Here is a 25891-nt window from a genome sequence, read left to right on the forward strand (position 1 = left end):
CCGAATAGTCTCCCTTTGGTGCGCGTTCGCTTCACGCGATAGGCATGGGGGCCGACCCATGTCATCACTTGTACCTCCACAGTGATCCTCTGGGCTGATACGTCCGCGGGCGGATCAGGTCGAAATGTGTGCTGTCGGATTTTGCGTGTGTCTTCACGTGCGCATTGATCGCTCCGGCGACCATGTCGGCGAGTTGCAGCCCGACGTTCTGAGTGGAGTCTCCGAATCGCACAGAGTCGATGACGCCCGGTCGTTCCTCGTGCACCTTGCGCATCAGGTACTCGGCGTCGGGGATCCCGAAGCCTCTGATGTCGAGTCCGTCGATGATCACCTTCGCGTTGTTGATCTGACCGTAGTTCTTGGTTAGCAGCATGCGGATCGCGAAGCTCTTCAGCTTGCTCGCAGAGCTTCTGAGCGTCGGGCTGTAGATGATCGCCTTATCGATCACTATCGTGCGGATGTCGAACTTGACCGGTTCGATGTACTCGAAGAAGTGATCACGCTGGCGTTTGGTGCCTTTCGAATACTTGAACTCGCCGCGGTGCTTGCACTTCGTCCGGCATGCCTCGATCCGGTCTGCCAGGTGCTCAATCTCGGTTGGGTCGCGGAACACGCAGGCCGCCATCACAAGGTGGCTGGATGATCCTTTGTCGAGCTTGAACCCGCCATCGCCGGAGTCGTCGATGAACACGTGCATCGAGGGCTTCGATGCAGCTTCGCGCTCTCGTTCCATCAGGTCGAATAGTTCGGCCTCTTCCCACGGGTCGAGCGGCTCTTCCCACGGGTCATCCTCGGGAGGCTCGTCGTAGTCTGGCGAGTCCTCCCAGAAGTGGTAGTTGGTCACTCCTCGCCATCCTGCGATCCCTCGGCCGCTTCATCTTGCTCGCGTGCTGCCCGCTCGGACTCGCCTTCATCGTCGGGTCCGTAGTCGAGTGCCGCTGGTCGTAGTCCGGCGTTGCGGCGTTCGCGGTACACGCGCCAGGTATCAGGGCTGCCGTCGTCGAGCCAGGCTTGGTATTCGTCTGCGGTGCCGCTGGCGTCGACGTCGACGCCATCGGGCCAGTGTGCAGACGCGGCGAGTGTGTATGGTGCGGTTCCGGCTGGAGGCGGGACCATGTGCACAACTTCTCCAGCCTCTAGGCTTGATTGCTGCTCGTTCAAGCCGTCCGGCTTGTCTTGGACGCCGGAGAGGGCTTGGCCGACGCGCCCGAACGAGGTCTTCTCACCTTCGCGCGTTTCGCGCGGTGTTCCCGAGGCCGGCGGACGATCAGCGTCAGAGGCAGGTTTGGTGTCAGTGTCATGGTCGGCTCCTTCTTCGTTGTAGTCAGAGTGGTTCTCGGCAATGTCTGCGAATCGGAGGAACCCTGCAGACAAGGCTCGCAAAGCGTCGGGTCCGACCGTCTCGCCCAAAACCTTCAGAATCTCCTCAGCGAGGCTGTCGGCGAAGTCTCGTACGGATTGAGGAGTTGCCGGTTCTTGCTTGATCAGCTGAGTCAGTCCCACTGCGGATAGGTAGAGCTTCAGGATGCGGTCAGCAGCTGCATCTTGGTAGCCAAGCTGAGCGCGTCGTCCAGTCCTGTCGAACTTGAAGGCATTCTCAGTGGCACCCACAGCGAGTGGTTGCTCCCCCTGCAGCACTAGGTCGATAGATCCGGGGATCCAGCCGAGCGCGTGCTCGATCTGCGCCTTGGTCCCGGCTCCGTAGTTCGTCCGTCGTGCGTTCTCAACGTCGCCGATCACTCGGGGAGTCAGCTGGGCGCGCTCCGCGAGTTCCTTCGCGGTCTTCATTCCGAGTTCAGCCCTCCGTGCGACGACTGCGGCGGCGACTCGTTTCCACTCCGTGCTGGTCATGACGTTCATCGTGCAGGAATCAAAGAGAAACATCTACTCCTCGGCACCTGCGGAACAGGACGGAATCGCAGAAACCCATAGGTGAAAGAACAAGAATGTGGTTCCACTCTGACCTGCGCTGATGCGCTGTGGCGGAACCAGTTTCCGTTCCATTCTTGACACGGTTCCTGTTCGTTCCTACAGTGAGATGCATGAACGAGAACGACGATCCGGTTCGTACCGGAGCCACGATCAAGGCCCTCCGCGAGGCGTACGGCTGGAAACTCGGAAAGTTCGCCGTCGCAGTCGGAACCACCCACCCTCACCTCTCGAACATTGAGGCTGGACGCAAACGGTGCACGCCAGACATGGCGCGGCGCATTGCGACCACACTCGGCGTCCCCCTCGCGGCCATTACCACCTCCCGCCCCGTTGACGAGGTCGCCTAATGGTCGGCTTTCAAGTCATGCCGCCATTGACGGCTGATGAACGCGCAGAGCTCGAAGAGTCGATCCGGATCAACGGCGTGCAGGTTCCGATCCTCGTGTCGACGGACGGAACCATCGTCGACGGCCACCACCGTGACGAGATCGCTCGGAAGTACAACCTGCACTGTCCGCGAACCGTTTCCGACAAGGGTGAGCAGGAGCTGCGCGGCCTCGCGTTCAGCCTGAACCTGCACCGCCGTCACCTGACGCGGGAGCAGAAGCGCCAGATCGTCGCCGAGTCGATCAAGGCCGATCCGCATCTGTCGGACCGCGAGCACGCAAAGCGGACTGGCGCGAGTCCGTCGACGGCTGGCGCAGTGCGTCGCGACCTCGAAGAGTCCGGGCAAGTGTCCAACTTGGACAGTCGAGTCTCGGGCGATGGTCGGGTACGGCCCGCGACCCAGCCGCGCCGCCAGGCCACATTCACCGACGAGTCGGGCGACGAGATCGGCGGCATCGTCGACGGCCGTGACCCAGACACCATGTCGGATCAGGACTGGATCGACGCCGCATACGACGCCGACGCACTCAACGAATGCCACGACGACGAGATCGTTCCCGGCTTCACCGCTGACGACATCGACGACATGCAAGTGCATCCGGAGTCGACGCCGGCAAAGCCGAAGCGTCGACCCATCGCAGACCAGGCCAGAGACGCCGGTATCGACCTCACCAAGGTCATCGAACGTCTCAATCGGATCGCAGCGGATGACCGCTTCGAATCCTCCAAAGAAAAAGTGGCCCCGCAATTGCGGGGCCACCTCACCAACGCGATCGAAAGCCTCCAAGCCGTACTCGATCGCATCAACAACTCACAAGGAGTCTAGCAGTGTCCAACGTACCCAACGTCTCCATCGAGACCATCACGCCCGAGATCGCTGAACGCTACCTCACCAAGAACACCCACAACCGCAACGTTCGCGAGGTCCGAGTCAATGCCTACGCCGCAGACATGGAGAACGGCGACTGGAAGTGGAATGGCGAAGCGATCAAGTTCGCAGAAGACGGCACCCTCCTCGACGGGCAGCACCGACTGCACGCAATCGTCAGGTCCGGAATCACCGTGCAGATGCTCGTCATTCGCGACCTCCCGAAGTCCACGCAGCACACGATGGACACCGGTGCGAACCGGAAGTTCTCGGACGTCCTCAAGTTGCGCGGCGAAGAGCACTACGTCGGACTCGCTGCCGCTGTTCGTGGCGTCTATCTCTGGAACCAGGGATTCCGCACGTTCGGTGGTGGTTCGAGAAGTTCGGTTTCAAACTCTGTCCTCCTTCACGAGCTGGATCGGAACCCGTGGCTGCGCGACGTCGTGCCGCTCCTGACGCGGGTGAGCCACAACGCTTTTCTGCCGATCCAGGTGTCGGCGGCGATCTTCCACGCGTGCTCGAACATCGAACCTGACGATGCAACGGACTTCTTCGAAAAGCTGTCGCACGGCATCGATCAGAACGTCGATCAGCCGATCTTCACGCTGGCGAAGCTCCTCCAGAAGAACCGCTCCAACACCACCGGAAAGCTCTCGTCCACCTACTTGGCGGCCGTGACGGTCAAGTCGTGGAATGCGTATCGAGCTGGCGAGACGGTCGGCTATCTGAGGTTCGTTCCTGGCGGACGGAACCCTGAGCACTTCCCGGAGCCGAAGTGATGAAGGCGACCGCCACCCGAGACCAGGACAACGTCCACGACGGCACCGTGCTCGTCACCCAGGACTTCCCCGACGACCAGTGCGTCGCGGTGACCATCCTTGGCCGCCACGACATCGACTCCGACTTCCCCACGATCGTCGTCTTCGACATGGACGACCTCAAGGCCATCGCTGACGCGTACTCACGCATGAAGGACTCCTGACCATGACCATCCGCAAGCCCATCCTGGCCGCCGTGGCCGCGTTCGCCCTACCTCTCACGGCGTGCAGCACCACCCCTGATCCGGCGCCGGTCGCTGATGTGAGTGTCACCGCACCGCAGTCGACCACCCCGCCCACCACGCCCGAGCTGACCGAGACGCAGAAGGACCGCATCTTCCTGCAGGTCGTCGCCGAGGAAGGCATCACCGGGCAGCAGGCGATCGACACCGCCCACGCCATCTGCGACGCACTCGACGCCGGCAACACCCCCGAAGCCGTCGCGCTCGTTGTCCTCGACGGTTTCGACGGCGACACCGACCAGGCGGGTGCACTGCTCGGCGCTGGTATCCAGGCCTACTGCCCGCAGTACTCCGACGCGATGGGTTCGATCGGCGGTGACCCCGCATGATCAGCATCGACACCCTAACCAGACAGGTCGTCGGACTGCTCGTCGACAACCCGGACGACTGCAGCTCGATCAGCCTCCGGTTCCACCTCGGCAGGTGGGAAGCGAACATCAACACGGTGTCCGCCGACATCTTCCAGGAGCAGGGCACAGTGTTCGACCGCATCCGTGTCGCCAACCGCGACGACCCGAAAGCGGGGTGGGTCGCATCCATCTCCGTGACCGGCACCCGCGAAGAGTCCGCCGAAGCTGTCCTGACCGCGCTCCTGGACTTCGTCAAGACCGAAACCCCGGTGCCGGCATGAGCGCCCCGACGTACGACACCAGGTGCTTCGACGCCGCATCCGGGCGGGAACTGTACACCGAAGCCGGATACGGGCCGCACGGTCGCGTCGTTCGCCTCATCGAGACGGCAGCGGACGGGCAGACGCTCATCACCGCGCAGATGACAGCACAAGATGCGCGGACTCTCGCGCAGCAGCTCCTGCACTACGCGCACGTCATCACCGATGCCACGACACAGGGGGAGCGGCGATGACTGATCCCGACCGTTGGCCGCTCGCTCCCGGTAACGCGTCACCCGAAGTGGAGGAGCGCCTCACTGCCGAGGCCGCGCGCTGGCCCGAACCGTCGACCGCGCTCCGCGAGCAGGTCACCGGCATCCTCACCCGCCCCGAACGGCGCACCACCGCCGCCTAAACACTTCCGGTCCCTGCCCTGAGAGGGGATGGGGCAGGGACCGGACCCCACCGAAAGGAGCACCTGATGCTCACCAACAGCATGATCTTGATCCTCCTCGGCCTGACTGTTTTGGTGTGCGGGGTCGTTGCGGGTCGTCTCGAAGCCGAGGATGTCGATCCGTCTCGTATGCCGCCGCAGCTGCGGTGGGTGATCCGCTGGATCAACCGATGATCCGCACGACGACCACGGCGCCGGCCGGGCTCATGTGCTGCGGCCACCGTCCCGGACAGTGCCCGGATATCCGCAAGACCAGCTGGCACGCGAAGTGCGGGCACGGGCACTGCGACCGCAAACCTGTTTTCATCGACCGCTCACAGGACCCCGATCCGTGGGCTGTCACACCCGAGAGAGATATCGCATGACTTTCACTGAGTACCCGCAGATCGAGCAGGGGTCCGAGGAGTGGTTTGAGCAGCGGCGCGGCATCGTCACCGCGAGCATCGTCGGCCACCTCATCACCCAACGAACACTGTCCGCCAAGGACTACGAGTGCCCCACCTGTCAGGCACCAGCGAACGCGGCGTGCGTGTCGAAGCGCACCGGCGACTCGATCAAGACGATGCACACCGAACGTGCCGCCGCCGCACGATCCGGCTCATCGACGCCGATCCTCGAACCCGCATCGAACGACACCTCACGCGGCATCCTCCTCGGGTTGGCTGGTGAACGGTTCTCGGGATTCACTGACGACACCCCGATGACCGCCGCCATGTACCGCGGAGTCTTCGATGAGCCGATCGCCCGCGACGTCTACCGCACACAGTTCGCCAAGGTCCGCGAGACCGGGTTCATGGTCCGCGACTTCGGCGACTTCAAGCTCGGATACAGCCCTGACGGTGTCGTCGGCGACGACGGACTCATCGAGGTCAAGTCACGGTCGCAGAGATCGCACGTCCGCAACGTTCTCGCCGGAGAAGTTCCCGCCGAGAACATGGCTCAGCTGCAGTGCGGACTACTCGTGTCCGGCCGCAAGTGGATCGACTACATCGACTACACCGCCGGCATGCACATGTGGGTGAGACGCGTCTACCCGAATCCCGCATGGCAGCAGGTCATCGTGCAGGCCGTGAGACAGGCCGAGCAGAACATTCAGGAGATTGTGCGCCGGTACGCCGAAGGGGTCGAAGGCTTCCCGCTCACCGAACGCATCCTCGAAACCTTCGACCAGGAGATCGTGCTGTGACCGACCAGAACATCGACCTGTCCACGATGATTGAAGCCAGATCGGATCAGGTGAACGCGGAGGACCTGATCGCCGGACCTGTCACTGTGACGATTACGGACGTCACTCGTGGCAACGCCGAGCAGCCGATCAACCTGTTCACTGACGTTTTCGGGCCGCGAAAGAGTTTCCGGCCAGGCAAGAGTATGCGTCGCATCCTTGTTGCGATCTGGGGGCCGGACGGTGCTGCGTACGTTGGCCGGCGTCTGACGATCTACCGCGATCCGGACGTCAAGTTCGGTGGCGTTGCTGTCGGCGGAATCCGTATCAGCCACGCCTCGCACATCGGTGAAGCTCAGACTGTCGCACTCACCGTCACGCGCGGCAAGCGGGCTCCGTTCACTGTGAGGCCGCTCCCGGATGCTCCGTCGCCGTCGAAGATTCCGGCCGACATCGAGACACGCATCGACGGCATGGACGACGTCGAGAAGCTCGGGCAGATGGTCGGTTGGCTCTCCGGTTTGCATGGCGAGCCTCGTGAGCGTGTGGATGGTCTGATCGCCCGCGTCAATGACCGCATCGCCGACCTATCCTCCGGCGCCGAGACTGTCGAGGAGGCCGCATCATGATGCGGACCTGCGACCGGCCAGGCTGCGGTCAGCGGCATCTCGCCCGCGGCCTGTGCTCCAAGCACTACTCACAGGCCATGCGCGATGGCACAGCACCAGCACCGAAGCGCGCCACCTACGCACCGGGCCAGGAGTGCATGATCCCCGGCTGCACCATGAGGGTAGCCGCGAAGCACTACTGCCACCATCACTACGACATCCTGGCCCGACCTCGGTGCGAAACATCGTGGTGCACGCGTCCACGACGGTTCGCTGACGGCTTCTGTTCGCCTTGTCACCGCTGGATTCTGCGGACTGTCGAGGCTCGTCGTCGTGGCGCACCGGAACCGGACTATCGACCTCCGTCGCCGAGGAAACGCCTCTCGGTTGAGTGCCCGCATGGGTGTGGCCGTGACTGGCATTTGCGGCCGGCTACGGCGTCTCCGATTCCCCAACTCCGATTCACTGCCTGCCCTGGCAGTGCTGCCCTGGAAGGACTTTCCGCATGACTATCTTGCCCGTCAGCATCCCTCGTGGTGCTCCTGTCCCGGCCCGCTCTCACGCGCATGATGCCGGTATCGACCTCTACGCCGCCAAGCGCGTCCACATCGAGCCTGGCGAGGTGACTGTCGTCCCGACCGGCGCCAGGGTCGCGATCCCTGCGGGGCATGTCGGGATCGTCGCCCTGCGATCGTCGCTCGCCTACGGCCGGTCCTTGGCACTCGCGAACGGAATCGGCGTGATCGACGCCGGATACCGCGGCGAGATCAGAGTCGCGCTCGCCACGTGGGAGCCGACCCCGGAACTCATCGACGCAGGGGAGCGGATCGCGCAGCTCCTAATCGTCCCGATCGCCACGCCGGCAGTCGAGCTGGTCGAAGATCTCCCGCCGTCTGGTGATGGGCGTGGCACTGATGGTTTCGGATCGAGCGGCCGATGACCACCACCGAAGACCTGTACCAGCAGGCAGCGCTCAAGTACGACTGCTACCGCAGTAGCGGCAGTGGTGAGGCGTCGATGACCGGCCTCCGCGCTGTCGTTGACCTGTCCGCCCCGGAGTTGGACGGCGGTGCGGCATGAGTACGGTGGCAGAGCGCACTGCTCACGCAATGGCTGAGATTGAGGCTGCACGACAGGGGCATCGGGGCGCGGACCTCGGGGGCGCGGACCTCGGGGGCGCGGACCTCCGGTGCGCGGACCTCCGGGACGCGAACCTCCGGTACGCGGACCTCGGGGGCGCGGAACTCGGGGGCGCGGACCTCCGGGGCGCGGACCTCGGGGGCGCGGACCTCGGGGGCGCGGACCTCCGGTGCGCGAACCTCCGGGGCGCGGACTTCCGGTACGCGAACCTCCGGGGCGCGAACCTCTGGGACGCGGACCTCCGGGACGCGGACCTCCGGGACGCGGACCCCATCCTGTCTGTGACTGGCCTCCCGTCTGGACATGCAATCCTCACACCCACCGTGAGCGGATGGGCGCTGCGTGTCGGCTGCTGGACTGGCACCATCGACGGCCTCCGCACACTGATCGCACAGGATGACGGCTGGCCTGAGGCGGAAGGTGATCAGATCGCAGTCCGGCGTCCGATGCTCGCGGCCCTCGCGGACATGTGCGAGGTGTGGGCCGCCGACCGGCAGTGGGCTTTGGATGCGGTCATCGAAAAGTGGGGACATTCGGACGGCGGTGCAGCATGATCACGCTCGAAAAGCACCTAGCCGCGCACGCATCCGTCAATCCCGGCGAGGAGGACGCCCACCTCATCCTCTGCCATTGCGGCACCTGGTTCGACGACGAGGGTGATCATCGCGCACACGTCGCCGCGACCTGGCGTGAGGCCCGCACGGTGCGGACCGTCGAAGAACTCGATGCGCTGCCACGGAACTCGATGGTTCTCGACCCTACGTGGCGTGTCTGGCAACGCATCCGCGAGCAGTGGGTGGCACTCGGTCGCCTACACGCGCCGCCGATGGTTCCCTTCCCTGTTGTTGTCTTGTGGACTCCCGAGGATGGTGCGGCATGAGTGGGCAGGACGCGCGGGACGTCATCGCCGCGCACGAGCGGGTCCACGGGATGCGCCTGGCGACCTGCAAGTGCGGGTGGGAAGAGCCCATCCGAGGGCGGGACGTGACTGTGCTGCACGCCGCACACCAGCTCGACGCGCTCACCGCGGCCGGCTTCGCGATCGTGAAGCTCCCCGAGCCGATTCATCGCTGCGACCGCGACGTCGCCTGGCTGTCCCGCGACGACGAGATTCAGGTCGACTACGACTCGCGCAGATCGTCGATCTGTGTGTCGTACCCGGACGGCAGTGACATACCGATCTACGGACCGTGGGATGCAGACCGAGCCCTGGACGTCGGTACTGCTCTGATCGCCGCTCACGCCGAGGCGGGTGAGGGCGATGACTAGGCACCGGCACGTCTGGGGATTCTGGGTCACGTTCAGGGACTCGCACCGTCAGTACCGACACTGCGACACCTGCGGGCGCATGCAGATTCGGGGGCCGAAGCGGTGGTGGTCGCTATGACCGGCACTGACCCCGCGAAGGTGGGTGACGTCCTCGACATGGGCGCGCCCGAACCGCCGAATGTCATCGGCGTCGAGTCGCTGGCGTGGGCGGACTACGGGTGGGGCGATGGGCCGACGCTCGCTGACGAATCCGCCGACGATGACCCCGAGGCCGAACTACTCAACTTCGGCAAGACCAGTGCACCGTCGATCGACGGCTACTGGAAGTTCTACCTCGGCGGCAAGACGTACATCGACTGGGAGACCATGCTGCGCCGGTTCGGGCCAGTCCGCGTCACCCACACCAGCAAGGAGAACTCCGATGACTGAACAGTTTCAGAACTTGAAAGAGTTGCCTGACACCACCGACATCGTGCAGCGTGCACGGGCAGCCCTCGACGGCATCACCGAAGGCAGGTGGTGGTGGACGGCGGAGACCCGGGCGCGGCTCATCGCACTCGGTGACGACAAGCACGAACTCACCGATGCGCGTGAGATCATCCGGTGCGCCGCTCTGCTGCATCCCGGCGAAGCCGATGCCCGCTTCATCGCCGCGGCGCCGGATCTCGTGCGCGAGCTGGCCGACGAGCTGGAAGCCACGCGGCGATCCGAGCGGGAGAACCAGGACCTTGCGATCAAGCACTACGTCGCCAAGGACGACTTGCAGATCGAGCGTGACGAGCTGCGCGCCGAGGTGGAGCGGGTGCGGAAGTTGGCCGAGCGTTGGGAAGCTGATCCTTGCGTGTGCGGCTATCGCATCCCCGACGGCAACGACACGGATTCGCAGTGCCTCCACTGCGGTGCGACTTCGTTGCTCCGCGCACTTGACGGGAAGGCCGGCCGTGGGTGACATCTACTGCGGCGGCTGCGGAGGACTTGGAGGTCACTCGCAGCGCTGCCCCGAAACCCCCGGATGGATCTGGCGCCGCCTTGCTGACGTGGCCGAGCGGATCGCACACACCACCGGCGCCACACCCGAAATGCAGAACACGGCGTGGGCGGCCGAAGCACACTGCCTACAGCTCGCACGGGAGGCGCAGGGATGAGCACCGGATGCCCATGCACCACAGGACCAGTCGCCGACCACGCCGACCACTGCTGCTTCGCCGACGACGGCCACGGACGTCCCACCGACCTCGACGAATACCACCTCGGCGGACCACTCCCATGCGGACACCAGATCGGGGATGCGTCATGACCGGCAGTACGTCCGGTGCCCGCACCCGAGGCACTCGTAGAACACGGTCGCGGACGGATACCCGGGCGGTGCACCCCACGAGCGGACCACGTTCCCGCGCACGATCTGCAACCCCAGATCCGACCACCGCAGACCGCAACCGTGGCAGTCGAGCGGCATCGTCGACACCCACCCACCACCAGGCGCCTCAACCAGGCCCGGCGAATACCAGCACCACGACACCTCACTCACTCGCGCACGGTAGCGCCCACCACCGACAGGACCCACCCGCATGAGCAGCAAGAGAACGTTCACCGACGACGAGCATCAGCGGATCCTCGCGATGATCGCCGACGAATGCCCACCCGGCGAAATCGCCGCCACCATCGGCGTCCCGACCGCCTGGATCACCCGCCACTACCCCGAAGCGAAAGGCACGAAAGCCCAACTCAAGGAGTGGCAGTCGTTGACGGCGATGGTCACCGAAACCGAACGCAAGTACTTCAACAAGCGCACCGGTCTGCCCGAGTTGCAGCGTGGCCGCGACTACGAACTCGAGCAGCAGCGGCGTGCGAAAGCTGAGAGGGATCGCCAGGCTCGACTGAACCGCATGAAGCCGCGCCACGAGTGGAGTGCAGCTGACCTTGCCACCGCCGAACGCATGCTGCGTGAGGGCGCCTCCTACAACCGGGTAGCCGAGCGTATCGGTGTCGCACGCCGCACCATCCAGAAACGGTTCCCCGGCTACGGACACCCCGCCAAACGAAAGGCGGAAGCGGCATGAGACCACAAGACATGCTGGCGGCCGGCCGCATGGGCCGCGAAACGATGGACGACTACGAGCGGTTCCTTGAAGGGAAAGTCGCGTTCGATCGCACGTACGGTCACAAGGTCGAGTGGTCGGACATCAACCCGATCCTGAAACCACACCAGCGCGACATCGTCGCTTGGGCTGTGACTGGCGGGCGCCGAGCTATCTTTGCGGCGTTTGGACTTGGTAAGTCGGTGATGCAGTTGGAAACGCTGCGGATAACGCTCGAGAAGCACGGCGGCGGTCGCGGTCTCATCATCGCGCCGCTCGGCGTCCGTATCGAGTTCGCGCACGACGCCGACATGCTCGGCATCCCGACTCGGTTCATTCGGCGCACATCTGAGGTCGACGGCGACGGAATCTACATCACGAACTACGAATCGGTTCGGGACGGCCGTCTCGACGTCAACGAGTTCACCGCAGTCAGCCTCGATGAGGCGTCAGTCCTGCGGTCATTCGGGTCGAAGACGTACCAGACGTTCCTCGCCGGATTCGCCGCCGTTCCATACAAATTCGTCGCTACCGCCACTCCTTCGCCAAACAGGTTCAAGGAACTCATCCACTACGCTGGATTCCTCGGCGTCATGGACACCGGGCAGGCACTCACGAGGTTCTTCCAGCGCGACTCCACGAAGGCCAACAACCTCACCCTGTACCCGCACAAGGAGCGCGAGTTCTACCTGTGGCTCGCATCGTGGGCGGCGTTCGTGCAGTCGCCGGCCGACCTCGGCCGCGATGCGACCGGGTACAACCTCCCCGAACGGCACATCGAAACGCACGAGGTCGTCGTCGACATGACCGACGACAACGTCGACCGCGACGGACAGGGCGGGCTGTTCCGCAACGCCGCTCTCGGGCTCAAGGAGGCGGCAGCGGAGAAGCGCCTGTCGATGGATGCGCGGATCGCCAAGCTGATGGAGATCGTCACGGCACATCGCGGCGCGAATCCGGGCGACCAGATTCTCGTGTGGTGCGACCTCAACGCCGAGCAAGACGCCATTGAGCACGCCCTCGCCGAGCATGGACTCACGTTCTCGTCTGTGCGGGGATCGCTGGACCCGGACGAGGTCGAGCGGCGGCTCGCGGAGTGGAAGCGCGGGGACACGTACGCGCTGATCGGGAAGCCGGTGATGCTCGGACAGGGCATGAACCTGCAGCAGTGCAACACCGCGATCTTCGTCGGCGTCACCTACAGCTTCAACAACATCATCCAGGCCGTCCACCGGATCCATCGGTTCGGGCAGACGCGGCCGACTTACACCCACCTGATCCATGCGAACACCGAGTCGGAGGTCATCGCGACCATCCGCGAGAAGTGGTCGCGGCACGATGACCTGGCAGGAACCATGACTGACATCATCCGAGAACACGGACTCGATCCCGCGTCTGTGGTCACCGAACTGACCCGCTCGATGGGCATCGACCGCTGCGAAGCGTCCGGCGACGGCTGGGTGTTCGCCAACAACGACTGCGTCGCCGAAACCCGCGGCATGGATGAAGGTTCAGTCGACCTGATCGTCACGTCGATCCCGTTCTCGAATCACTACGAGTACACGCCGAGCTACAACGACTTCGGGCACACCGATAACAACGATCACTTCTGGCAGCAGATGGACTACCTCACCCCGGAGCTACTTCGGATCCTCGCGCCCGGCCGGATCTACGCCTGCCACGTCAAAGACCGGATCTTGTTCGGCAACGTCACCGGCGCCGGCGTCCCAACCGTCTCCCCGTTTCACGCCGAAGCTCTGCAGCACGGCATCAAGCACGGGTTCGACTACCTCGGCATGATCACCGTCGTCACCGATGTGGTCCGCGAGAACAACCAGACCTACCGGCTCGGATGGTCCGAGATGGCGAAGGACGGCACGAAGATGGGCGTCGGGTCTCCCGAGTACATCCTGCTGTTCCACAAGCCTCAGACTGACCGCACCAAGGGCTACGCGGACGTTCCTGTGGCTCACGACAAGGACACCTATACGCGGGCGCGGTGGCAGATCGATGCGCACGCATTCTGGCGGTCGTCCGGAGACCGGCCGTTGACGCCGGACGAGCTCGTAGCGATGCCTGTCGAGCAGAGGTCGAAGGCCTTCACCGAGAACACCCTGAAGCAGGTGTACGACTACACCTCTCACATCAAGGTCGGGGAGGCACTCGACGGGCAGGGTGCGCTCCCGGCGACATTCATGTCGCTCGCGCCGGCGTCATGGCATCCCGATGTGTGGCACGACGTGAACCGGATGCTGACGCTGAACGGGGAGCAGAAGCGGCGTGCGATGCAGATGCACGTCTGCCCGCTGCAGTTCGACATCGTCGACCGGTTGATCGAGCGGTACTCGAACCCGGGGGACCTCGTGTTCGACCCGTTCGGAGGTCTCGCGACTGTCCCGAACCGCGCGCTGCGACTCGGCCGCCGCGGCCGTGCCGTCGAGCTCAATCCCGGATACTGGCTCGACGGCGTGAAGCACCTCGAAGCGGCCGAACGCGAACAGAACCTCCCAACCCTGTTCGACTTTGAGGACGCGTCGTGATCGACAAGACGGCGATGCGCAAGGCCGGCGACAGTCTGGACTTCGCGTTGCTCGGCTACAAGGAATCCACCCTCGACTACCGAGTCATCGTCGAGCCGCGAACTGGCGACCGCTGGCGAATAACAGTGCTCGACAAGGCGATGCCCGAAGGAATCTGCTTCGTCGACGACCTCCACTCGGACTCGCTCGAGCCGATGGAGTTGGTGCGTCTCGCGCTCAACGCGTACCGGGACCACGAAGGTCCGCCGGTAGCACCCGAGCCGACGCTGTTCGACACATCGAGAGAGGAGGAGCCGTAGTGACGTGGTTCAAGGTGGATGACGGTTTCTACGACCATCCGAAGCTGGTCGGTGTGTCGATGGCGTCACGCGGATTGTGGGTGACTGCTGGCTCGTACTGCTCCCGGCATCTCACCGATGGCGTGATCTCGTGGCGGCAGATTCGGGCACTCGGCGGCACCAAGGCGCAGGTTCGAGGGCTCCTCGACGCGGGCCTGTGGCGGGCGATTGGCGAGCGATCGGGAAGCGAATCGTTCGCGTTTCACGACTGGATTGAATCGCAACCGACGAAAAGCAGCGTCCTCGATGCGCGCGAACGCGAGCGCAACAAGAAAGCAAAGTGGCGCGAAGCGAAAAGCAAGAAAGCCGCCGACCAGCAGGAAGAGGGAAATGTCCACGGTGGACAGGTTGGTCACGGAGACCGGGGACAAAACCGTCCGTCCACGGTTTCCCGACCCGACCCGACCCGACCCGACCTATCTATAGAAGTTGGGAAGGGAAGTGCTGACCCAGCACGCGCGACTGGCCGCCCCTCAGATCGATGCACGGCACACGTCGGGGTCGAGAATCCGCCGGCGTGCGGCGGGTGCGCCCAAGCCCGACGCGACCTCGAAGCGTGGCAAGCCGAGAAACGACGCGCCGACATCGAAGCCGAACGTGAACACCGCGCCACCCAAGCCGACGCCGAACGCGCAGCCATCAACGACTGCGACCTGTGCGACACCCGCGGCTACCGCAACCGCCGCGTCTGCAACCACGACCCCACCGAAGACGACCGAAGACGCAGGGGCCTCGCCGAAGCCAGATCCATCCTCGCCGAGAAAGGCATCGCATGACCGACCGTCACGTCTTCGTCGAAGGACGACCGGCACCCCAGGGATCGAAGCGGCACATCGGGAACGGCCGAATGCTCGAGTCCTCGAAAGCGGTCGGACCATGGCGAACCGAAATCGCCTCAGAAGCCCGCAGGAGAGGCGGAATGCTCCCTCCGGGACCAGTAGGCGCAAACCTCGATTTCGTCATGCCACGGCCTAAACAGACGGCAAAGCGACGCCCCACACCGCCAGCCGTGAAGCGTCCAGACCTCGACAAGCTCACCAGAGCCGTATTCGACGCCATCACTGGCATCTGGATCACCGACGACTCCCACATCGTCACCCTCCACGCCACCAAACGCATCGCCGAACCCGACGAGCCAGCCGGCGTCGCAATCAGTCTCACCGCACTCACACGACCCCACTGCTTCGTCTGCCATCGAGACGACCCGCCGCCACGACCGCACGGCTGCGGACCCGAGTGCCACACCCGCGAAGGAGAACCCGCATGACCGCCCTGATCACGGCACGTTCGTCTCGGGTTCGCGCGCGTGTGGCATCCAGCATCCACTACGACTGGACCTGCATGTGCGGCACCACCCTCACCGGCCACGGCGATCACACCGCGTTCGTACAGCGAGTACTGGACCACACCGACCACTGCATCGAATCCGACCAGGAGGACGCATGACCGACACCACCGAGCACGACCTGCCCGGCACCCGCCAAGCCTTCCGAGACGCCATCCACTCGTTGATCGGACGCACCCGAACGTTGATAGAACGCGACAACGGAGCCACCGAACCCGCATGGGGTGATCCGCTGTACACGCAGTTGCGCGAGTACATCGCCGGAGCACAAGGCACAGGCAACGGCTCACACGCCCGCTCCATGCCACCCGTCGTCCTCGACGCCGTCGACCTCTGCGACCAGATCGACCGCACCGTCCGAGACTGGGTATCACCCATCAACGTCACAGGGACCGTAGGAAGACTGGCATGGCTCGAAGAAACGCAGTTCAGACCGCAGGACGTACCGGTACTGAAAGCACGCACCGCGGACCTCACCTGGTGGGCCGCACGTGCCCGCGAACTCCTCGACCCACCACGACGCTGGACCCTCCCGAACCCCTGCCCAGCCTGCGGCACCGCCAAGGTGTACCGGCCCGACAGTGCAGGGGAAACCGTCAGACAACCCGCCCTGCAGATCGGCCGGCACGGATGCGAATGCCAACACTGCCGCACCTTCTGGCCCCCGGAACGGTTCGGCATCCTCGCCGGAGCCATCGGCGCGACACCAATCGCATCAGGTGAATGACATGCGTGTGATTCACGTGTAGAGTTGGTGGCACGGCGAAGCTGTCTCCAAAACCGGGGGCACTTCGCCGTAGTCGTTCCCGGACCCGGTCGCCCCGCCGATCCTCTGCTTTGGTGGGCCGCGGACCGAAACCACCGGGAACCTAGCCGCCACATGGCGGCCACCCCGACGCGCGACGGGCTGCTCGGCGTCGGGGGTCACGTCCCCCGAGTGTCAGTCCCGCCACGTCATGCGAGTGCCGGGACGCAAGCCACGCCCACGACCCGACCTTTCACGGCGAGGCGCGAGCTGCACAACAGGGGAACAGCCCGCGACTCGACACCACACAAGGTGACGTTCGCGGGCACCCAAACTTCACACCGGCCCCAGGAGGTCAGCGGTGATCGGAGAAGCCACGCTCGCCGCACTCATCGGCAGCGTTATCGGCTACGAAGCGTGGTGCATCCGAACCGGCCACCACGACGCCCTACTGTCCCGCACCGTCGACCGCCTCCGAGCACGACACATCGCCATCGACATCGCCGCCCACCTGATCATCGGCACCACCGCACTGCACTTGGTACGCCGCCTGCCCGCCGCCCTCGACCCATACTCACGGTGCAGCACATGACCAGGATGATGCGGGCGAACTACCGACGACGCGGACCGTGCCACCCATGGTGCGGCACCGCGGATCACGTCGTCGGACGCGCACGAGAGAAGCGGATCGCGGCCAGCGAGATCGCGACCGAGACCGCGCTACCCGGCCACATCGACGACCCGATCTGTCCAGTCAGCGGCGACATCTGCGACGACTGCATGGCGTGCTGATGACCGGCCTCCACGCCTGGCTCACCCAGCAGATCACCGACGCCATCCGACCCATCACCGACGCCATCACCCGCGACACACTCGCCAGGCTGCGCATCGACATCACCATCCGACTCAGCTTGGAGGACACGTGAACCAGATCGACGAGACGATGCGCGCACTACTCGCCGTCTACCGCGCCGACCTCAACGACCGCGATGAACAGATCGCGAACCTGACCTACCGAGCGAACGAAGCCGAACGACTCCGCGCCGACCTCAAACGCGAAAGTGAGAAGAACGTCGACGCTGTGAAGGTTGCGATGGACCTCCGCTCCGACGTCAAGGACGCCAACACCAAGATCAAGAAGCTCGAAGGAATCATCGAGTCCCTGAAGATCGAGCTTGTCAACGCGAGGGAAGCAGCCACCGCAGCCAAGGAAGGCCGCATCCCCAACTACTACTCGACCGCCACCGTTGGCGATACGAGCAGCTGAGCCGTGCTGATGACCGCCCCGAAGCCAGGACAGCACCTCCGACCTACTGGCCGACCCTGCACCGCGTACCTGCCCCAGCTCGACGAAGACGGCTTCAACTGGAAACTCTACTGCGTCCTCGCAGACGGACACGACGGACACCACGAGAGCGTCGCAGGCTGGCGATTCGAAGCAGAAGACGAGGAGGCCGAGCGATGAGTGAGACACGAGAGCCGCTGACACGAGGGCATCACGCCTTCGACTGGGCTGTTGCCGCTGCCCACCGAGACCCAGAACTCATCGATCGCCGGGGACACTGCATCATCCCCGAAGACGCAGTCGAGTACGTGCAGCCCGAGCATGGGCAGCCATACGCACACGTGCACGCCGTCTTCCAGCTCGACCAGAACGGACAGCCAACTCTCAACGAGGGCCGCGACGACGTGATCGTTCGCAGCGTGAACAAGAGGCTGTACCGATGAGCGACTGTGAACACCTGAACCATCCGGAGTCCTGGCCCGGCGATGCAGGAGATACCGACGCCATCCGCGACGCCAGCACTTCGATGACCGCGACTGAATCCATCTTCGACCTCATCACCGCCGAAGCCAACGACATCGCAACCCAAGCCAAGCGTGGCACCGAGCATGAGCACCACGACGGCTGGAACTTCCCAGCAGACTGCCCCGCCCGACTGTACTGCGGATGCGGCGCACTCCTCGTCGAAGGCCACCGATGACCGACGACCACTTCGACGTCCTCGACACAGACACCGACATCGGACGCTGGTGTGAACGATGCGACACCACACGACACGCCGACTGCCGACCACACGGATGCACAGCAACACGAGACTGATGGCAACCAAGCGCAACACCGCGACCCGCGACAAACACCGCAAGATCATCGCCAGAGACCAACCGCCATGCCACTGGTGCGGCGACCCCATCGACTACACCGCACACCACCACGACCCTCGAGCCTTCCAGATCGACCACGTCACACCCCTCGACCGAGGCGGCGAAGACGTACTCGACAATCTGGTCCCATCACATCGCGCATGTAATCGCGCCAAGTCGAACAAGATCATCCGCCCGACCGGCATCGACTTCATCACCGACCGCGACTGGACCTAACCGAATAGAAAGCCCGGCGACGGCTGCAACCGCCCCGGGCAATGGCCGAACCCGTAGGAGGAGTTCGACATGACCGAGCGTATCTGCACAGAAGACGGATGCACCAGCCCAGCCACGCACTACCCAAAGGTAAAGCGGTGCGGCCGATGCCACTACCGATGGCAAAAGGAACACGGCAAGCAGCGCGAGTTCCAGTGCGCAGTCTGCGACGTCACCTACACGGCACACCGGAAGCCACGGGGCAAGCCCTGCTGTAGTCCGCAATGCCGACAGAAGATGTCTCAGCCAATCGCGACAGCAGCCCGAGCAGACCAGATGCGGGCAACACCCAAGAGACCCAACGCAAAGCAATGCGCATGGTGCAATGCACTCCACTTCGAAGCGACCAAGTTCTGCAGCACTGAGTGTCGAGCAAGCGGTCAAAGCGAACACGCCAGAGCAAGACGCAGTCCACTTCGGACCGCCATCGAAAGCCATGACTACCAGCAGGTCATCAGATTGGTCGGAAGGCGGACTAGAGGGACCGAGTCCGGATGCTGGGAATGGCAAGGCGCGAAGGTGCGAAGCAAGAAGGGTTCGAACCCCTATCCAGTGTGCAGGGTAGGGAAGCGGGACTTACAGGTCCATCGACTGATCCTCGAAGCCAAGCTCCAACACCCTATAGGGACACAGACCGCGCACCACATGTGCGGGAACAGTATGTGCGTCAACCCTGACCACTTACAACAGGTGACCAGCCGCGAGAACATCGCGGAGATGCTGGCCCGAAATGACTACATCCGCCGAATCGCGGAGCTCGAACGGGCACTCGCAAAAGTGCAACCAGACCACCCTCTGCTCGCCCAAGCCCCACTCTCCGGAGTGGTAAGGGCAGCCTAACGAAAACCCACCCCCATGGGGTTCAGAAATCGCCCGCCCGCACCTCAGGGCATTGGCGTTTCCCCTCCCCGAACACCCCCCGCCCCCCCCGGGTAGCGATTGGAGGCCACGATGGTTCGCAAGTCGCATCTGCGCGGCGTGGCTCCCGATGAAGTCCCGGAGGAGCGGAAGGAGCCAATGACGCTGCTGGAGGCGGTGGAGTCGGGCGACCGGCTGGAGATCCTGAAGGCCCAGCGACGGATCATCGCCGAGGGGATGACGGAGGCTGGTGACAACACTCGGCCCCAGTATTCGAACGAACTGACGAAGCTGTCGAATGCGATCGCCGAGGAGGAGTCCCGGCGCTCCGCAGAGTCGGATGAAGCATCTGTGGTCGCTGAGCTCGAGGTCGAGCAGTGGGATGGAACCGGCTACTGATCGTCGGCGGGCGAAGTTGTCGGAGGTTGCTCGGCATGTAGTCGCCCCGGTTGGGATCGTTGGCTCGGAGTGGCCGTCGGTGCGGAAGACGTGCCGGCGGTTGGGTTGGGGTTTCGACGGCTGGCAGGACGGCGCGTCGATGCTGATCCTGTCACTGAATGCCGACGGCGAGTATGCGGCGGACACGATCGTCATCAGCATTCCGCGACAGGTCGGCAAGACGTACATCATCGGCTGCATCATCTTCGCGCTGTGCTTGATGAAGCCGGGCTTGAAGGTCATCTGGACCGCGCAGGTGAAGGACACTGCGCTGGAGACGTTCGAGAAGTTCTACGACATGTCGCAGGGCCCGAAGGTGCAGCCTCACATCGAGGCGACGCCGAAGGGCAAGGGCGACGAGGCGATCGTCTTCACGAACGGCTCGAAGATCGAGTTCGGAGCTCGTGACTCCGGGTTCGGCCGCGGCCGAACTGATGTCGACGTGCTCGTCTTCGACGAAGGCCAACATCTGTCACTCCAAGCCCTGGAGAACATGGGTGCCGCGCAGAACGTCGCCGAGAACCCTCTCTGTCTGGTGATGGGGACTCCGCCGCGGCCACAGGACAAGGGTGAGTTCTTCTCGACGATGCGCCAGGAGGCGATCGACGGGGAGTCGGATGGCACGTTGTACATCGAGATGTCGGCGGACCGTGGCTGCGATCCGATGGACCGGGCGCAGTGGATGAAGGCGAACCCGAGCTTTCCGCACCGAACGTCGGAGCGAGCGATGCTGCGGCTGCGGAAGAAGCTCCGCAACGAAGACTCGTGGCGGCGTGAGGCACTCGGTGTGTGGGATGACGTGTCGTCGCACCAGATCGCGGTGAAGATGTCGCGATGGGCTGAGCTTGTCGATGTCGGGCCGGCGGCTGGCGTGAAGCCGGATGCGCTCGCGGTCGATATGTCTCATGCCCGGGAGATCTCGGTCGCTGCGTGCTGGATCGATGGCGAGTCGGCCCACGTCGAAGAGGTGTGGCGCGGCACTGATGAGGCGGCGGCGATCGACTGGGTAGCTGATCGCGCAGGCCGGCGAATGCCGGTTGTGATCGACGATGCGTCCCCGGCGGCGTCCATGCAGATCGAACTGAAGCAGCGCGGAACGAACGTGGCCCGGTCGGGCGCGTCGGACATGGCGCGCGGCTGTGGACTGATGGCGTCGCGACTGAAGGCGGGGACGCTGACGCACGCGGACCAACAGTCGGTAAACGCGGCTGCGGAGGGCGCCCGGAAACGTCCGATCGGCACAGCCGGAGGCTGGGGCCTCGATCGCAAGGACTCGACAGTCTCGATCTTCCCGCTCGTCGCTTGCATCCTCGCACTGCTGGGGGCGACGAAGAACCACAAACCTGGGCGCGACCCAGACCGACGATCAGTCAGGAAGGCGGTGTAGATGACTACTCCGGCTATCGTTCTGCCGACCCTGACGTTGACGGACCCCGAGAACGACTTGGTTGCTGCGATGCGTGCCCGACTGAAAGCGGTCCGTGAAGCGAACCTCGATAAGTCGAAGTGGTATGAGGCGAATCAGGATCCGAAAGACCTGGGTATCGCGACGCCGCGCGGCATGTCGGAGCAGATCAAGGCGGTGCTGGGTTGGCCTGGCACCATTGTCGACGTTCTGGAGGAGCGGCTGGAGTTCCGCGGCTGGACTTCGGCTGACGGCACTCGTCTGGCCGATGTGTTCCGGGACAATCAGCTTGGTGTCGAGTCTGGTCGGGGGCACTTGGACACGCTGATCTACGGCGTTGGGTTCGTCGCGGTGGGTGTCGGTGACGCGTCGATTGGTGAGCCTGAGGTTCTGGTCACCGCTGAGTCGACGGAGTCGTGCACGGTCGACTGGGATTACCGCCTGCGTCGTGCCCGGTCAGCGCTGTCGCAGACGAGCGACGAGTACGGCACGGTCGTGATGGAGACGCTGTACCTGCCGAATGAGACGATCCGGTTCGAGAAGACTGCGGGTGGCCGGCTCTCGGTAGTCGCGCGCGATGTCCACAATCTGGGTCGGGTCCCGGTGGCGCGCATGCTGAACCGGGATCGGGCGTCGGATGTGCAGGGGCGTAGTGAGATCACCCGCGCGATCCGCTATTACACGGCGGCGGGCGCGCGGACGCTGACGGGCCTTGAGGTGAATCGCGAGTTCTACACGACTCCGAAGTACACGGCCCTCGATGTGGATCCGGCGGTGTTCGGTCTCGATGAGGGAATGTCGGAGCAGGCGAAGCGGGATGCGAAGTGGCGGTCGACCGCGGGGAACATGAATGTGATTCCGCCGCAGATCGATCCTGAGACCGAAGAGCGTGTCACACCACAGTTGCACGAGTTCCGTCCGTCGTCTCCGGCGCCGTTCAGAAGCCAGATCGAAACGTACGCTCAGCTCGTCGCCGCCGAGGCTGGCATTCCGGCGCCGTACTTGGGGTTTCAGGTTCCGCAGGGGACGTCGGCGGATTCGATCATCCAGCAGGAGTATCGGCTGGTGAAGCGGGCTGAACGGCGTCAGGCGTCGTTCGGTGCGGCGTGGCTCGAGGTTGCTCGCCTGGCTTTGATGATGCGTGGCGAGTTCGACCCGGACGCGTTCCGTGAGGTCGGTGTGACGTGGCGGGACGCGGCGACCCCGACCCGGTCTGCGGCGGCCGATGAGGCAGCCAAGCTGATCGGGTCCGGTGTGCTGCCGCCCAACTCGTCGGTGACCTACGACCGAGTGGGCCTGTCTCCTCAGGAGCAGCAGCGGTTGGAGTCCGACCGGCGCAAGTCGTCGGTGACGGAACTGATCAACCGGATATCACCTACAGCGTCCGATATGCCTACTGTTCCGGTTGCTGAGACTCCTGTGCGGGTCTGATGACGCCTGTTGAGGTGCGGGCGATTCTCGGCGAGTTGGATCGTCGGTTGTCTGCGGAGCTGGCGCGGTTCTGGCATCGGCTCGCTGAGACGTCGACGTCGGAGTTTCGGGATCTGGTGATTGCGGCGTATCCGGAATTGGTGACGCCGTATGTGTCTGCTGCGGCTGATCTGGGTGCGGTTTGGTATGACTCTCAGCCGTCGACGAATACGCGATTCTCGGCGTCGCCGGCGGAGTTGCCGCCGGTGGAGAAGTTGCAGTCGTCGGCGTCGTGGGCGTTGGCGGTCGGTAATGGGGATCAGGCGATCGCGTTGCTGACTGGCTCTGCTGAGCGGGCCTTGTTCGATGGGCTGCGGGATACCGTGCTCGATAACGTCGGTCGTGAGCCTGGTGCTCGGTGGGCTCGGCACGCGTCGGCGAATGCGTGTGCGTTCTGTCGGATGCTCGCGACCAGGGGTGCTGACTATCTCCGGGAGTCGACCGCGGATTTCAAGTCCCACGATGCGTGCCGATGTATGGCGGTACCGGCGAGGCCGGGGCAGCCGTTGCATGAGGCGCCGTATGTCGAGGAGTGGCGAAAGCAGTATCAGCGGGCGCGGTCTGAGGCTGGTTCGGGTGATCCGAAGCAGATTCTCAATGCCTGGAACCGGCTGATCAACGACTAACACACAGGCTTCCGCCCCGCTATGGGACGAAGGCGCTCGGCCGGCGCTCAACAGGCCACCGAGACCACCCCAGCCGATCGGGCTGGGACTGACCACTCGATTGGAGTGATCATGGGCGATTCGCTCACCCCGCCGGCTGACCCGGCAACCCCGTCCACGCCCACCGCTCCGCCCGCATCGGCGGAACCGGAGCGACTGCCGGACGACCATCCCCTGGTGACCGCGTTCGCGGCCCAGAAGAAGAAGAACGAGGAACTGCAGCAGCAGCTCGATGCGGCGAAGAAGGGCAGCGCCCCGAAACCTGCACCGAAGCCGGAACCGAAGGCTGACAGTGACGATGTAGCCGATCGGATCGCGGCACTCGAGCAGCAGCTCGCCGACGAGAAGACCGCCCGCGAAGCCGCCGAAGTCTCGGCACTCCGCACCCGGCTCGGAGCATCGCTCCCCGCAGAACTCGTCGAACTCCTCACCGGCACCACCGAGGAAGAGATCAAGGCGCAAGTCGACAAGCTCGCGCCGCTGATCAAGACCTCCTCGGGTCCGCAGCCGAACCCTCAGCAGGGCACTCCGCCCGGCAAAACCGGAGGCTCCATTGCTTCCGGCCGCGACCGCTACAAGCAGTCGCACAGTTCCTAACCGCGTGCAGACGACAGTCGTCTGCACTGATGAGCACACGAAGGAGTGTGATCACCCATGACCCAGCTCGCCCCGCGCACTGAGTCTTTCGGTGCAGGCGACCAGTCCTGGCTCGGCTCGCGCCACGGCACCGACGTCGCCAAGACCGTCACCCTCAACCCCGCCGCGTGGTCGGCGAAGATCGCTGATGGCCGCATCAAGTCCGGCGAACCGTACGCCATGAAGTCGGGTCTCGCTGTTCCGTATGACGCGACCAAGAGCGACGGTTCCGAAGTCCTGGCGGGCTTCGTGTTCACCGATCAGCCCGTCGACGCTGCTCGCGGAAACATCGCTGCACCGGGCGTGTGGCATGGCCGCATCATCCTGTCCAAGCTCCCGAGTACGGTCGCTGCTGACGCGACCCAGTCGGGCCAGTTCCTCCTGGAGGCCTGATCATGGCGACCCTCTACACCGAGACCATCACCCCTCAGGAGCTGACCGGGTTCGCCCGTGCAGCCCAGGAGGACATCGAATCCAAGCAGGGCACCCTCGCACGCTGGCTGCCGAACACGAGCGTGAACGATGTCGTCGTCCGCACTGTGGTCGGCAAGGACGGTGCCGGACAGCTCGCCCAGTACCGCTCCTTCGACGCCGAGACCCCGGTCGGTGCCGGCGGTCAGGCGGAGCGGAAGATCTTCGAGCTGCTGCCGCTCGGCCTGAAGGAGCGGATCGGTGAATACGATCAGCTTCGTGCCCGTGGTGGCGATGGTGCGGCGATCGCGCTCGGCGGTATCGAGGCCGCGACGATCCGCACGGTCCGTGCGATCTCCGACCGCCTCGAGGTCGCCCGCGGTCAGGCCCTCGAAACCGGCGGCCTGTCGATCAACGAGAACGGTCTCGTGCAGACACCGTCGTTCGGCCGACCGGCCGGGAACACTGTCACCGCGGCGACCCTGTGGAACGCGTCGGGCGCGAAGGTCCTCGACGATCTGCAGACGTGGGACGAGGCGTACTCGGATGCCAACGACGGCGCGAGCGTCGGCGCTCACGTCGTCTCGCGCAAGATCCTGTCGGCGATGCTGAAGGACGAGGGTCTGCGTGCCCTGGTCCGCGGCAACTCGACGGCAGATGCGCCGATCTCTGTCGACTCGCTGAACGCGGTCCTGGCGGCGTACTCGCTGGCTCCGATCGTCGTCTACGACCGCAAGGTCAAGGGCCAGCGCGTCACCAGCGACAATAAGGTGTTCCTGCTCCCCGAGGCAGTCGACCCCAACAGCGGTTCGAACATCCTTGGCGCGACGTTCTACGGTCCCACCCTCGAAGCGATGGAACCCGAGTACGGCATCGGTGCCGGTGACCAGCCGGGCATCGCGGTCGGCGCGTACAAGACCAAGGACCCGATCGGACTGTGGGTGCACTCCAACGCGATCGCCCTCCCGGTCCTGGTGAACCCCGTCGCGTCGATGGTCGCCACGGTCCTCTGATGAAGATCCGTGACGATCTCGAAGGCGTCGTCTAC

Annotated in this window: 42 protein-coding genes; 39 read left to right on the plus strand and 3 right to left on the minus strand. The window is 64.3% G+C overall.

Translation table 11 applies throughout. The annotated features are described in order from the left end of the window. Positions 1-64: 64 nt before the first annotated feature. Together GSI01S_RS07885 and GSI01S_RS07890 are read right to left on the minus strand one after the other, a co-directional pair. Positions 65-844 (minus strand): DUF3800 domain-containing protein, encoded by a 780-nt coding sequence (locus GSI01S_RS07885; RefSeq protein ID WP_006895988.1) that lies wholly within the window; start codon positions 842-844, stop codon positions 65-67. After that, positions 841-1884: a hypothetical protein gene (locus GSI01S_RS07890; protein ID WP_006895989.1), complete on the minus strand. Its 1044-nt coding sequence runs from the start codon at positions 1882-1884 to the stop codon at positions 841-843. The genes GSI01S_RS07885 and GSI01S_RS07890 overlap by 4 nt, the downstream gene beginning before the upstream one ends. A 158-nt stretch (positions 1885-2042) precedes the next feature. Between GSI01S_RS07890 and GSI01S_RS07895 the strand changes: the two genes are divergently transcribed. The 18 genes from GSI01S_RS07895 (at position 2043) to GSI01S_RS19505 (ending at position 10442) form a co-directional block, all read left to right on the plus strand. Then, positions 2043-2279, plus strand: a complete 237-nt coding sequence (locus tag GSI01S_RS07895; protein ID WP_006895990.1) for a helix-turn-helix domain-containing protein — start codon at positions 2043-2045, stop codon at positions 2277-2279. A gap of 17 nt (positions 2280-2296) precedes the next feature. Beyond that, a complete protein-coding gene (locus GSI01S_RS19485; protein ID WP_157225316.1) occupies positions 2297-3145 on the plus strand; it encodes a ParB/RepB/Spo0J family partition protein in 849 nt (282 codons plus the stop codon). Positions 3146-3270: 125 nt separating this feature from the next. Next, positions 3271-3966 (plus strand): hypothetical protein, encoded by a 696-nt coding sequence (locus GSI01S_RS07910; protein ID WP_157225317.1) that lies wholly within the window; start codon positions 3271-3273, stop codon positions 3964-3966. Further along, entirely contained in the window at positions 3963-4169 is a 207-nt protein-coding gene (locus GSI01S_RS07915; RefSeq protein WP_157225318.1) for a hypothetical protein, read from the plus strand. The genes GSI01S_RS07910 and GSI01S_RS07915 overlap by 4 nt, the downstream gene beginning before the upstream one ends. 2 nt (positions 4170-4171) lie before the next feature. Then, positions 4172-4576: a DUF732 domain-containing protein gene (locus GSI01S_RS19490; RefSeq protein ID WP_006895994.1), complete on the plus strand. Its 405-nt coding sequence runs from the start codon at positions 4172-4174 to the stop codon at positions 4574-4576. After that, a complete protein-coding gene (locus GSI01S_RS07925; protein WP_006895995.1) occupies positions 4573-4878 on the plus strand; it encodes a hypothetical protein in 306 nt (101 codons plus the stop codon). The genes GSI01S_RS19490 and GSI01S_RS07925 overlap by 4 nt, the downstream gene beginning before the upstream one ends. Next, entirely contained in the window at positions 4875-5111 is a 237-nt protein-coding gene (locus tag GSI01S_RS07930; RefSeq protein ID WP_006895996.1) for a hypothetical protein, read from the plus strand. Before GSI01S_RS07925 ends, GSI01S_RS07930 begins: the two co-directional genes overlap by 4 nt. Then, the gene (locus GSI01S_RS20305) at positions 5108-5272 is read left to right on the plus strand and encodes a hypothetical protein (RefSeq protein WP_006895997.1); all 165 of its coding nucleotides are present in this window, start codon (positions 5108-5110) and stop codon (positions 5270-5272) included. The genes GSI01S_RS07930 and GSI01S_RS20305 overlap by 4 nt, the downstream gene beginning before the upstream one ends. Before the next feature lie 66 nt (positions 5273-5338). Further along, complete coding sequence (locus tag GSI01S_RS20065; protein ID WP_157225319.1) at positions 5339-5485, plus strand: hypothetical protein; 147 nt, start codon at positions 5339-5341, stop codon at positions 5483-5485. Positions 5486-5672: 187 nt separating this feature from the next. Next, positions 5673-6497, plus strand: a complete 825-nt coding sequence (locus GSI01S_RS07935) for a YqaJ viral recombinase family protein (protein WP_039867188.1) — start codon at positions 5673-5675, stop codon at positions 6495-6497. Continuing rightward, positions 6494-7105, plus strand: a complete 612-nt coding sequence (locus GSI01S_RS19495; RefSeq protein WP_006895999.1) for a hypothetical protein — start codon at positions 6494-6496, stop codon at positions 7103-7105. Before GSI01S_RS07935 ends, GSI01S_RS19495 begins: the two co-directional genes overlap by 4 nt. Positions 7106-7589: 484 nt before the next feature. After that, a complete protein-coding gene (gene dut / locus GSI01S_RS07945) occupies positions 7590-8024 on the plus strand; it encodes a dUTP diphosphatase (RefSeq protein ID WP_006896000.1) in 435 nt (144 codons plus the stop codon). Continuing rightward, entirely contained in the window at positions 8021-8164 is a 144-nt protein-coding gene (locus tag GSI01S_RS20070) for a hypothetical protein (protein WP_157225320.1), read from the plus strand. The genes dut and GSI01S_RS20070 overlap by 4 nt, the downstream gene beginning before the upstream one ends. A 29-nt stretch (positions 8165-8193) precedes the next feature. Continuing rightward, positions 8194-8778, plus strand: a complete 585-nt coding sequence (locus tag GSI01S_RS19500) for a pentapeptide repeat-containing protein (protein WP_244874920.1) — start codon at positions 8194-8196, stop codon at positions 8776-8778. Beyond that, the gene (locus GSI01S_RS07955; protein WP_006896002.1) at positions 8775-9104 is read left to right on the plus strand and encodes a hypothetical protein; all 330 of its coding nucleotides are present in this window, start codon (positions 8775-8777) and stop codon (positions 9102-9104) included. The genes GSI01S_RS19500 and GSI01S_RS07955 overlap by 4 nt, the downstream gene beginning before the upstream one ends. Beyond that, positions 9101-9493 carry a hypothetical protein gene (locus tag GSI01S_RS07960; RefSeq protein ID WP_006896003.1) on the plus strand — a complete coding sequence of 131 codons (393 nt, stop codon included), beginning with the start codon at positions 9101-9103 and terminating at the stop codon, positions 9491-9493. Before GSI01S_RS07955 ends, GSI01S_RS07960 begins: the two co-directional genes overlap by 4 nt. Positions 9494-9607: 114 nt before the next feature. Beyond that, the gene (locus GSI01S_RS07965; RefSeq protein ID WP_006896004.1) at positions 9608-9922 is read left to right on the plus strand and encodes a hypothetical protein; all 315 of its coding nucleotides are present in this window, start codon (positions 9608-9610) and stop codon (positions 9920-9922) included. Beyond that, positions 9915-10442, plus strand: a complete 528-nt coding sequence (locus GSI01S_RS19505; protein WP_006896005.1) for a hypothetical protein — start codon at positions 9915-9917, stop codon at positions 10440-10442. The genes GSI01S_RS07965 and GSI01S_RS19505 overlap by 8 nt, the downstream gene beginning before the upstream one ends. Positions 10443-10784: 342 nt before the next feature. Here GSI01S_RS19505 and GSI01S_RS20075 read toward each other — a convergent pair whose 3' ends face one another. Next, positions 10785-11021, minus strand: a complete 237-nt coding sequence (locus GSI01S_RS20075; RefSeq protein WP_157225321.1) for a zinc ribbon domain-containing protein — start codon at positions 11019-11021, stop codon at positions 10785-10787. A gap of 40 nt (positions 11022-11061) precedes the next feature. On the opposite strand from GSI01S_RS20075, the gene GSI01S_RS07980 reads away from it, so the two are divergent. The 21 genes from GSI01S_RS07980 to GSI01S_RS08085 all read left to right on the plus strand — a co-directional run bounded on the left by GSI01S_RS07980 (position 11062) and on the right by GSI01S_RS08085 (position 25856). Further along, positions 11062-11553 (plus strand): hypothetical protein, encoded by a 492-nt coding sequence (locus GSI01S_RS07980; protein ID WP_006896007.1) that lies wholly within the window; start codon positions 11062-11064, stop codon positions 11551-11553. Continuing rightward, positions 11550-14111, plus strand: a complete 2562-nt coding sequence (locus GSI01S_RS07985; RefSeq protein WP_006896008.1) for a DEAD/DEAH box helicase — start codon at positions 11550-11552, stop codon at positions 14109-14111. The genes GSI01S_RS07980 and GSI01S_RS07985 overlap by 4 nt, the downstream gene beginning before the upstream one ends. Then, entirely contained in the window at positions 14108-14410 is a 303-nt protein-coding gene (locus GSI01S_RS07990) for a hypothetical protein (RefSeq protein ID WP_006896009.1), read from the plus strand. The genes GSI01S_RS07985 and GSI01S_RS07990 overlap by 4 nt, the downstream gene beginning before the upstream one ends. Further along, positions 14410-15225, plus strand: a complete 816-nt coding sequence (locus GSI01S_RS20080; RefSeq protein WP_006896010.1) for a hypothetical protein — start codon at positions 14410-14412, stop codon at positions 15223-15225. The genes GSI01S_RS07990 and GSI01S_RS20080 overlap by 1 nt, the downstream gene beginning before the upstream one ends. Beyond that, a complete protein-coding gene (locus GSI01S_RS08000) occupies positions 15222-15716 on the plus strand; it encodes a RusA family crossover junction endodeoxyribonuclease (protein ID WP_081598086.1) in 495 nt (164 codons plus the stop codon). The genes GSI01S_RS20080 and GSI01S_RS08000 overlap by 4 nt, the downstream gene beginning before the upstream one ends. Next, complete coding sequence (locus GSI01S_RS08005) at positions 15713-15895, plus strand: hypothetical protein (protein ID WP_006896012.1); 183 nt, start codon at positions 15713-15715, stop codon at positions 15893-15895. The genes GSI01S_RS08000 and GSI01S_RS08005 overlap by 4 nt, the downstream gene beginning before the upstream one ends. After that, entirely contained in the window at positions 15892-16521 is a 630-nt protein-coding gene (locus GSI01S_RS08010) for a DUF7341 domain-containing protein (protein ID WP_006896013.1), read from the plus strand. Before GSI01S_RS08005 ends, GSI01S_RS08010 begins: the two co-directional genes overlap by 4 nt. 379 nt (positions 16522-16900) lie before the next feature. Continuing rightward, a complete protein-coding gene (locus GSI01S_RS08015; RefSeq protein WP_006896015.1) occupies positions 16901-17131 on the plus strand; it encodes a DUF7427 family protein in 231 nt (76 codons plus the stop codon). Next, positions 17128-17331 (plus strand): hypothetical protein, encoded by a 204-nt coding sequence (locus GSI01S_RS08020; RefSeq protein ID WP_039867190.1) that lies wholly within the window; start codon positions 17128-17130, stop codon positions 17329-17331. Before GSI01S_RS08015 ends, GSI01S_RS08020 begins: the two co-directional genes overlap by 4 nt. Then, the gene (locus GSI01S_RS20625; RefSeq protein ID WP_267892744.1) at positions 17331-17465 is read left to right on the plus strand and encodes a hypothetical protein; all 135 of its coding nucleotides are present in this window, start codon (positions 17331-17333) and stop codon (positions 17463-17465) included. Before GSI01S_RS08020 ends, GSI01S_RS20625 begins: the two co-directional genes overlap by 1 nt. After that, positions 17462-17806, plus strand: coding sequence for a hypothetical protein (locus GSI01S_RS08025; RefSeq protein ID WP_006896017.1), 345 nt, complete (start codon positions 17462-17464; stop codon positions 17804-17806). Before GSI01S_RS20625 ends, GSI01S_RS08025 begins: the two co-directional genes overlap by 4 nt. A 194-nt stretch (positions 17807-18000) precedes the next feature. After that, the gene (locus tag GSI01S_RS08035; RefSeq protein ID WP_006896019.1) at positions 18001-18267 is read left to right on the plus strand and encodes a hypothetical protein; all 267 of its coding nucleotides are present in this window, start codon (positions 18001-18003) and stop codon (positions 18265-18267) included. Then, positions 18264-18524 (plus strand): hypothetical protein, encoded by a 261-nt coding sequence (locus tag GSI01S_RS08040; RefSeq protein ID WP_006896020.1) that lies wholly within the window; start codon positions 18264-18266, stop codon positions 18522-18524. Before GSI01S_RS08035 ends, GSI01S_RS08040 begins: the two co-directional genes overlap by 4 nt. A 118-nt stretch (positions 18525-18642) precedes the next feature. Further along, positions 18643-18921 (plus strand): HNH endonuclease, encoded by a 279-nt coding sequence (locus tag GSI01S_RS08045; RefSeq protein ID WP_006896021.1) that lies wholly within the window; start codon positions 18643-18645, stop codon positions 18919-18921. A 990-nt stretch (positions 18922-19911) separates the two neighbouring features. Next, on the plus strand, positions 19912-20217 hold the full coding sequence (locus GSI01S_RS08055) for a hypothetical protein (protein ID WP_006896023.1): 306 nt from the start codon (positions 19912-19914) through the stop codon (positions 20215-20217). Positions 20218-20296: 79 nt separating this feature from the next. Then, positions 20297-21643, plus strand: a complete 1347-nt coding sequence (locus GSI01S_RS08060) for a terminase large subunit domain-containing protein (protein ID WP_006896024.1) — start codon at positions 20297-20299, stop codon at positions 21641-21643. After that, positions 21644-23092 carry a phage portal protein gene (locus tag GSI01S_RS08065; RefSeq protein WP_006896025.1) on the plus strand — a complete coding sequence of 483 codons (1449 nt, stop codon included), beginning with the start codon at positions 21644-21646 and terminating at the stop codon, positions 23090-23092. It abuts the gene before it with no gap. Beyond that, positions 23092-23757: a VG15 protein gene (locus tag GSI01S_RS08070; protein ID WP_006896026.1), complete on the plus strand. Its 666-nt coding sequence runs from the start codon at positions 23092-23094 to the stop codon at positions 23755-23757. The genes GSI01S_RS08065 and GSI01S_RS08070 overlap by 1 nt, the downstream gene beginning before the upstream one ends. A 111-nt stretch (positions 23758-23868) precedes the next feature. Further along, entirely contained in the window at positions 23869-24393 is a 525-nt protein-coding gene (locus tag GSI01S_RS08075) for a capsid assembly scaffolding protein Gp46 family protein (protein ID WP_006896027.1), read from the plus strand. Positions 24394-24450: 57 nt separating this feature from the next. Beyond that, positions 24451-24825: a hypothetical protein gene (locus GSI01S_RS08080; protein ID WP_006896028.1), complete on the plus strand. Its 375-nt coding sequence runs from the start codon at positions 24451-24453 to the stop codon at positions 24823-24825. A gap of 2 nt (positions 24826-24827) precedes the next feature. Further along, complete coding sequence (locus tag GSI01S_RS08085; RefSeq protein WP_006896029.1) at positions 24828-25856, plus strand: major capsid protein; 1029 nt, start codon at positions 24828-24830, stop codon at positions 25854-25856. Positions 25857-25891: the final 35 nt, after the last annotated feature.

This window comes from Gordonia sihwensis NBRC 108236, assembly GCF_000333035.1.
Classification (GTDB): Bacteria; Actinomycetota; Actinomycetes; order Mycobacteriales; family Mycobacteriaceae; genus Gordonia; species Gordonia sihwensis.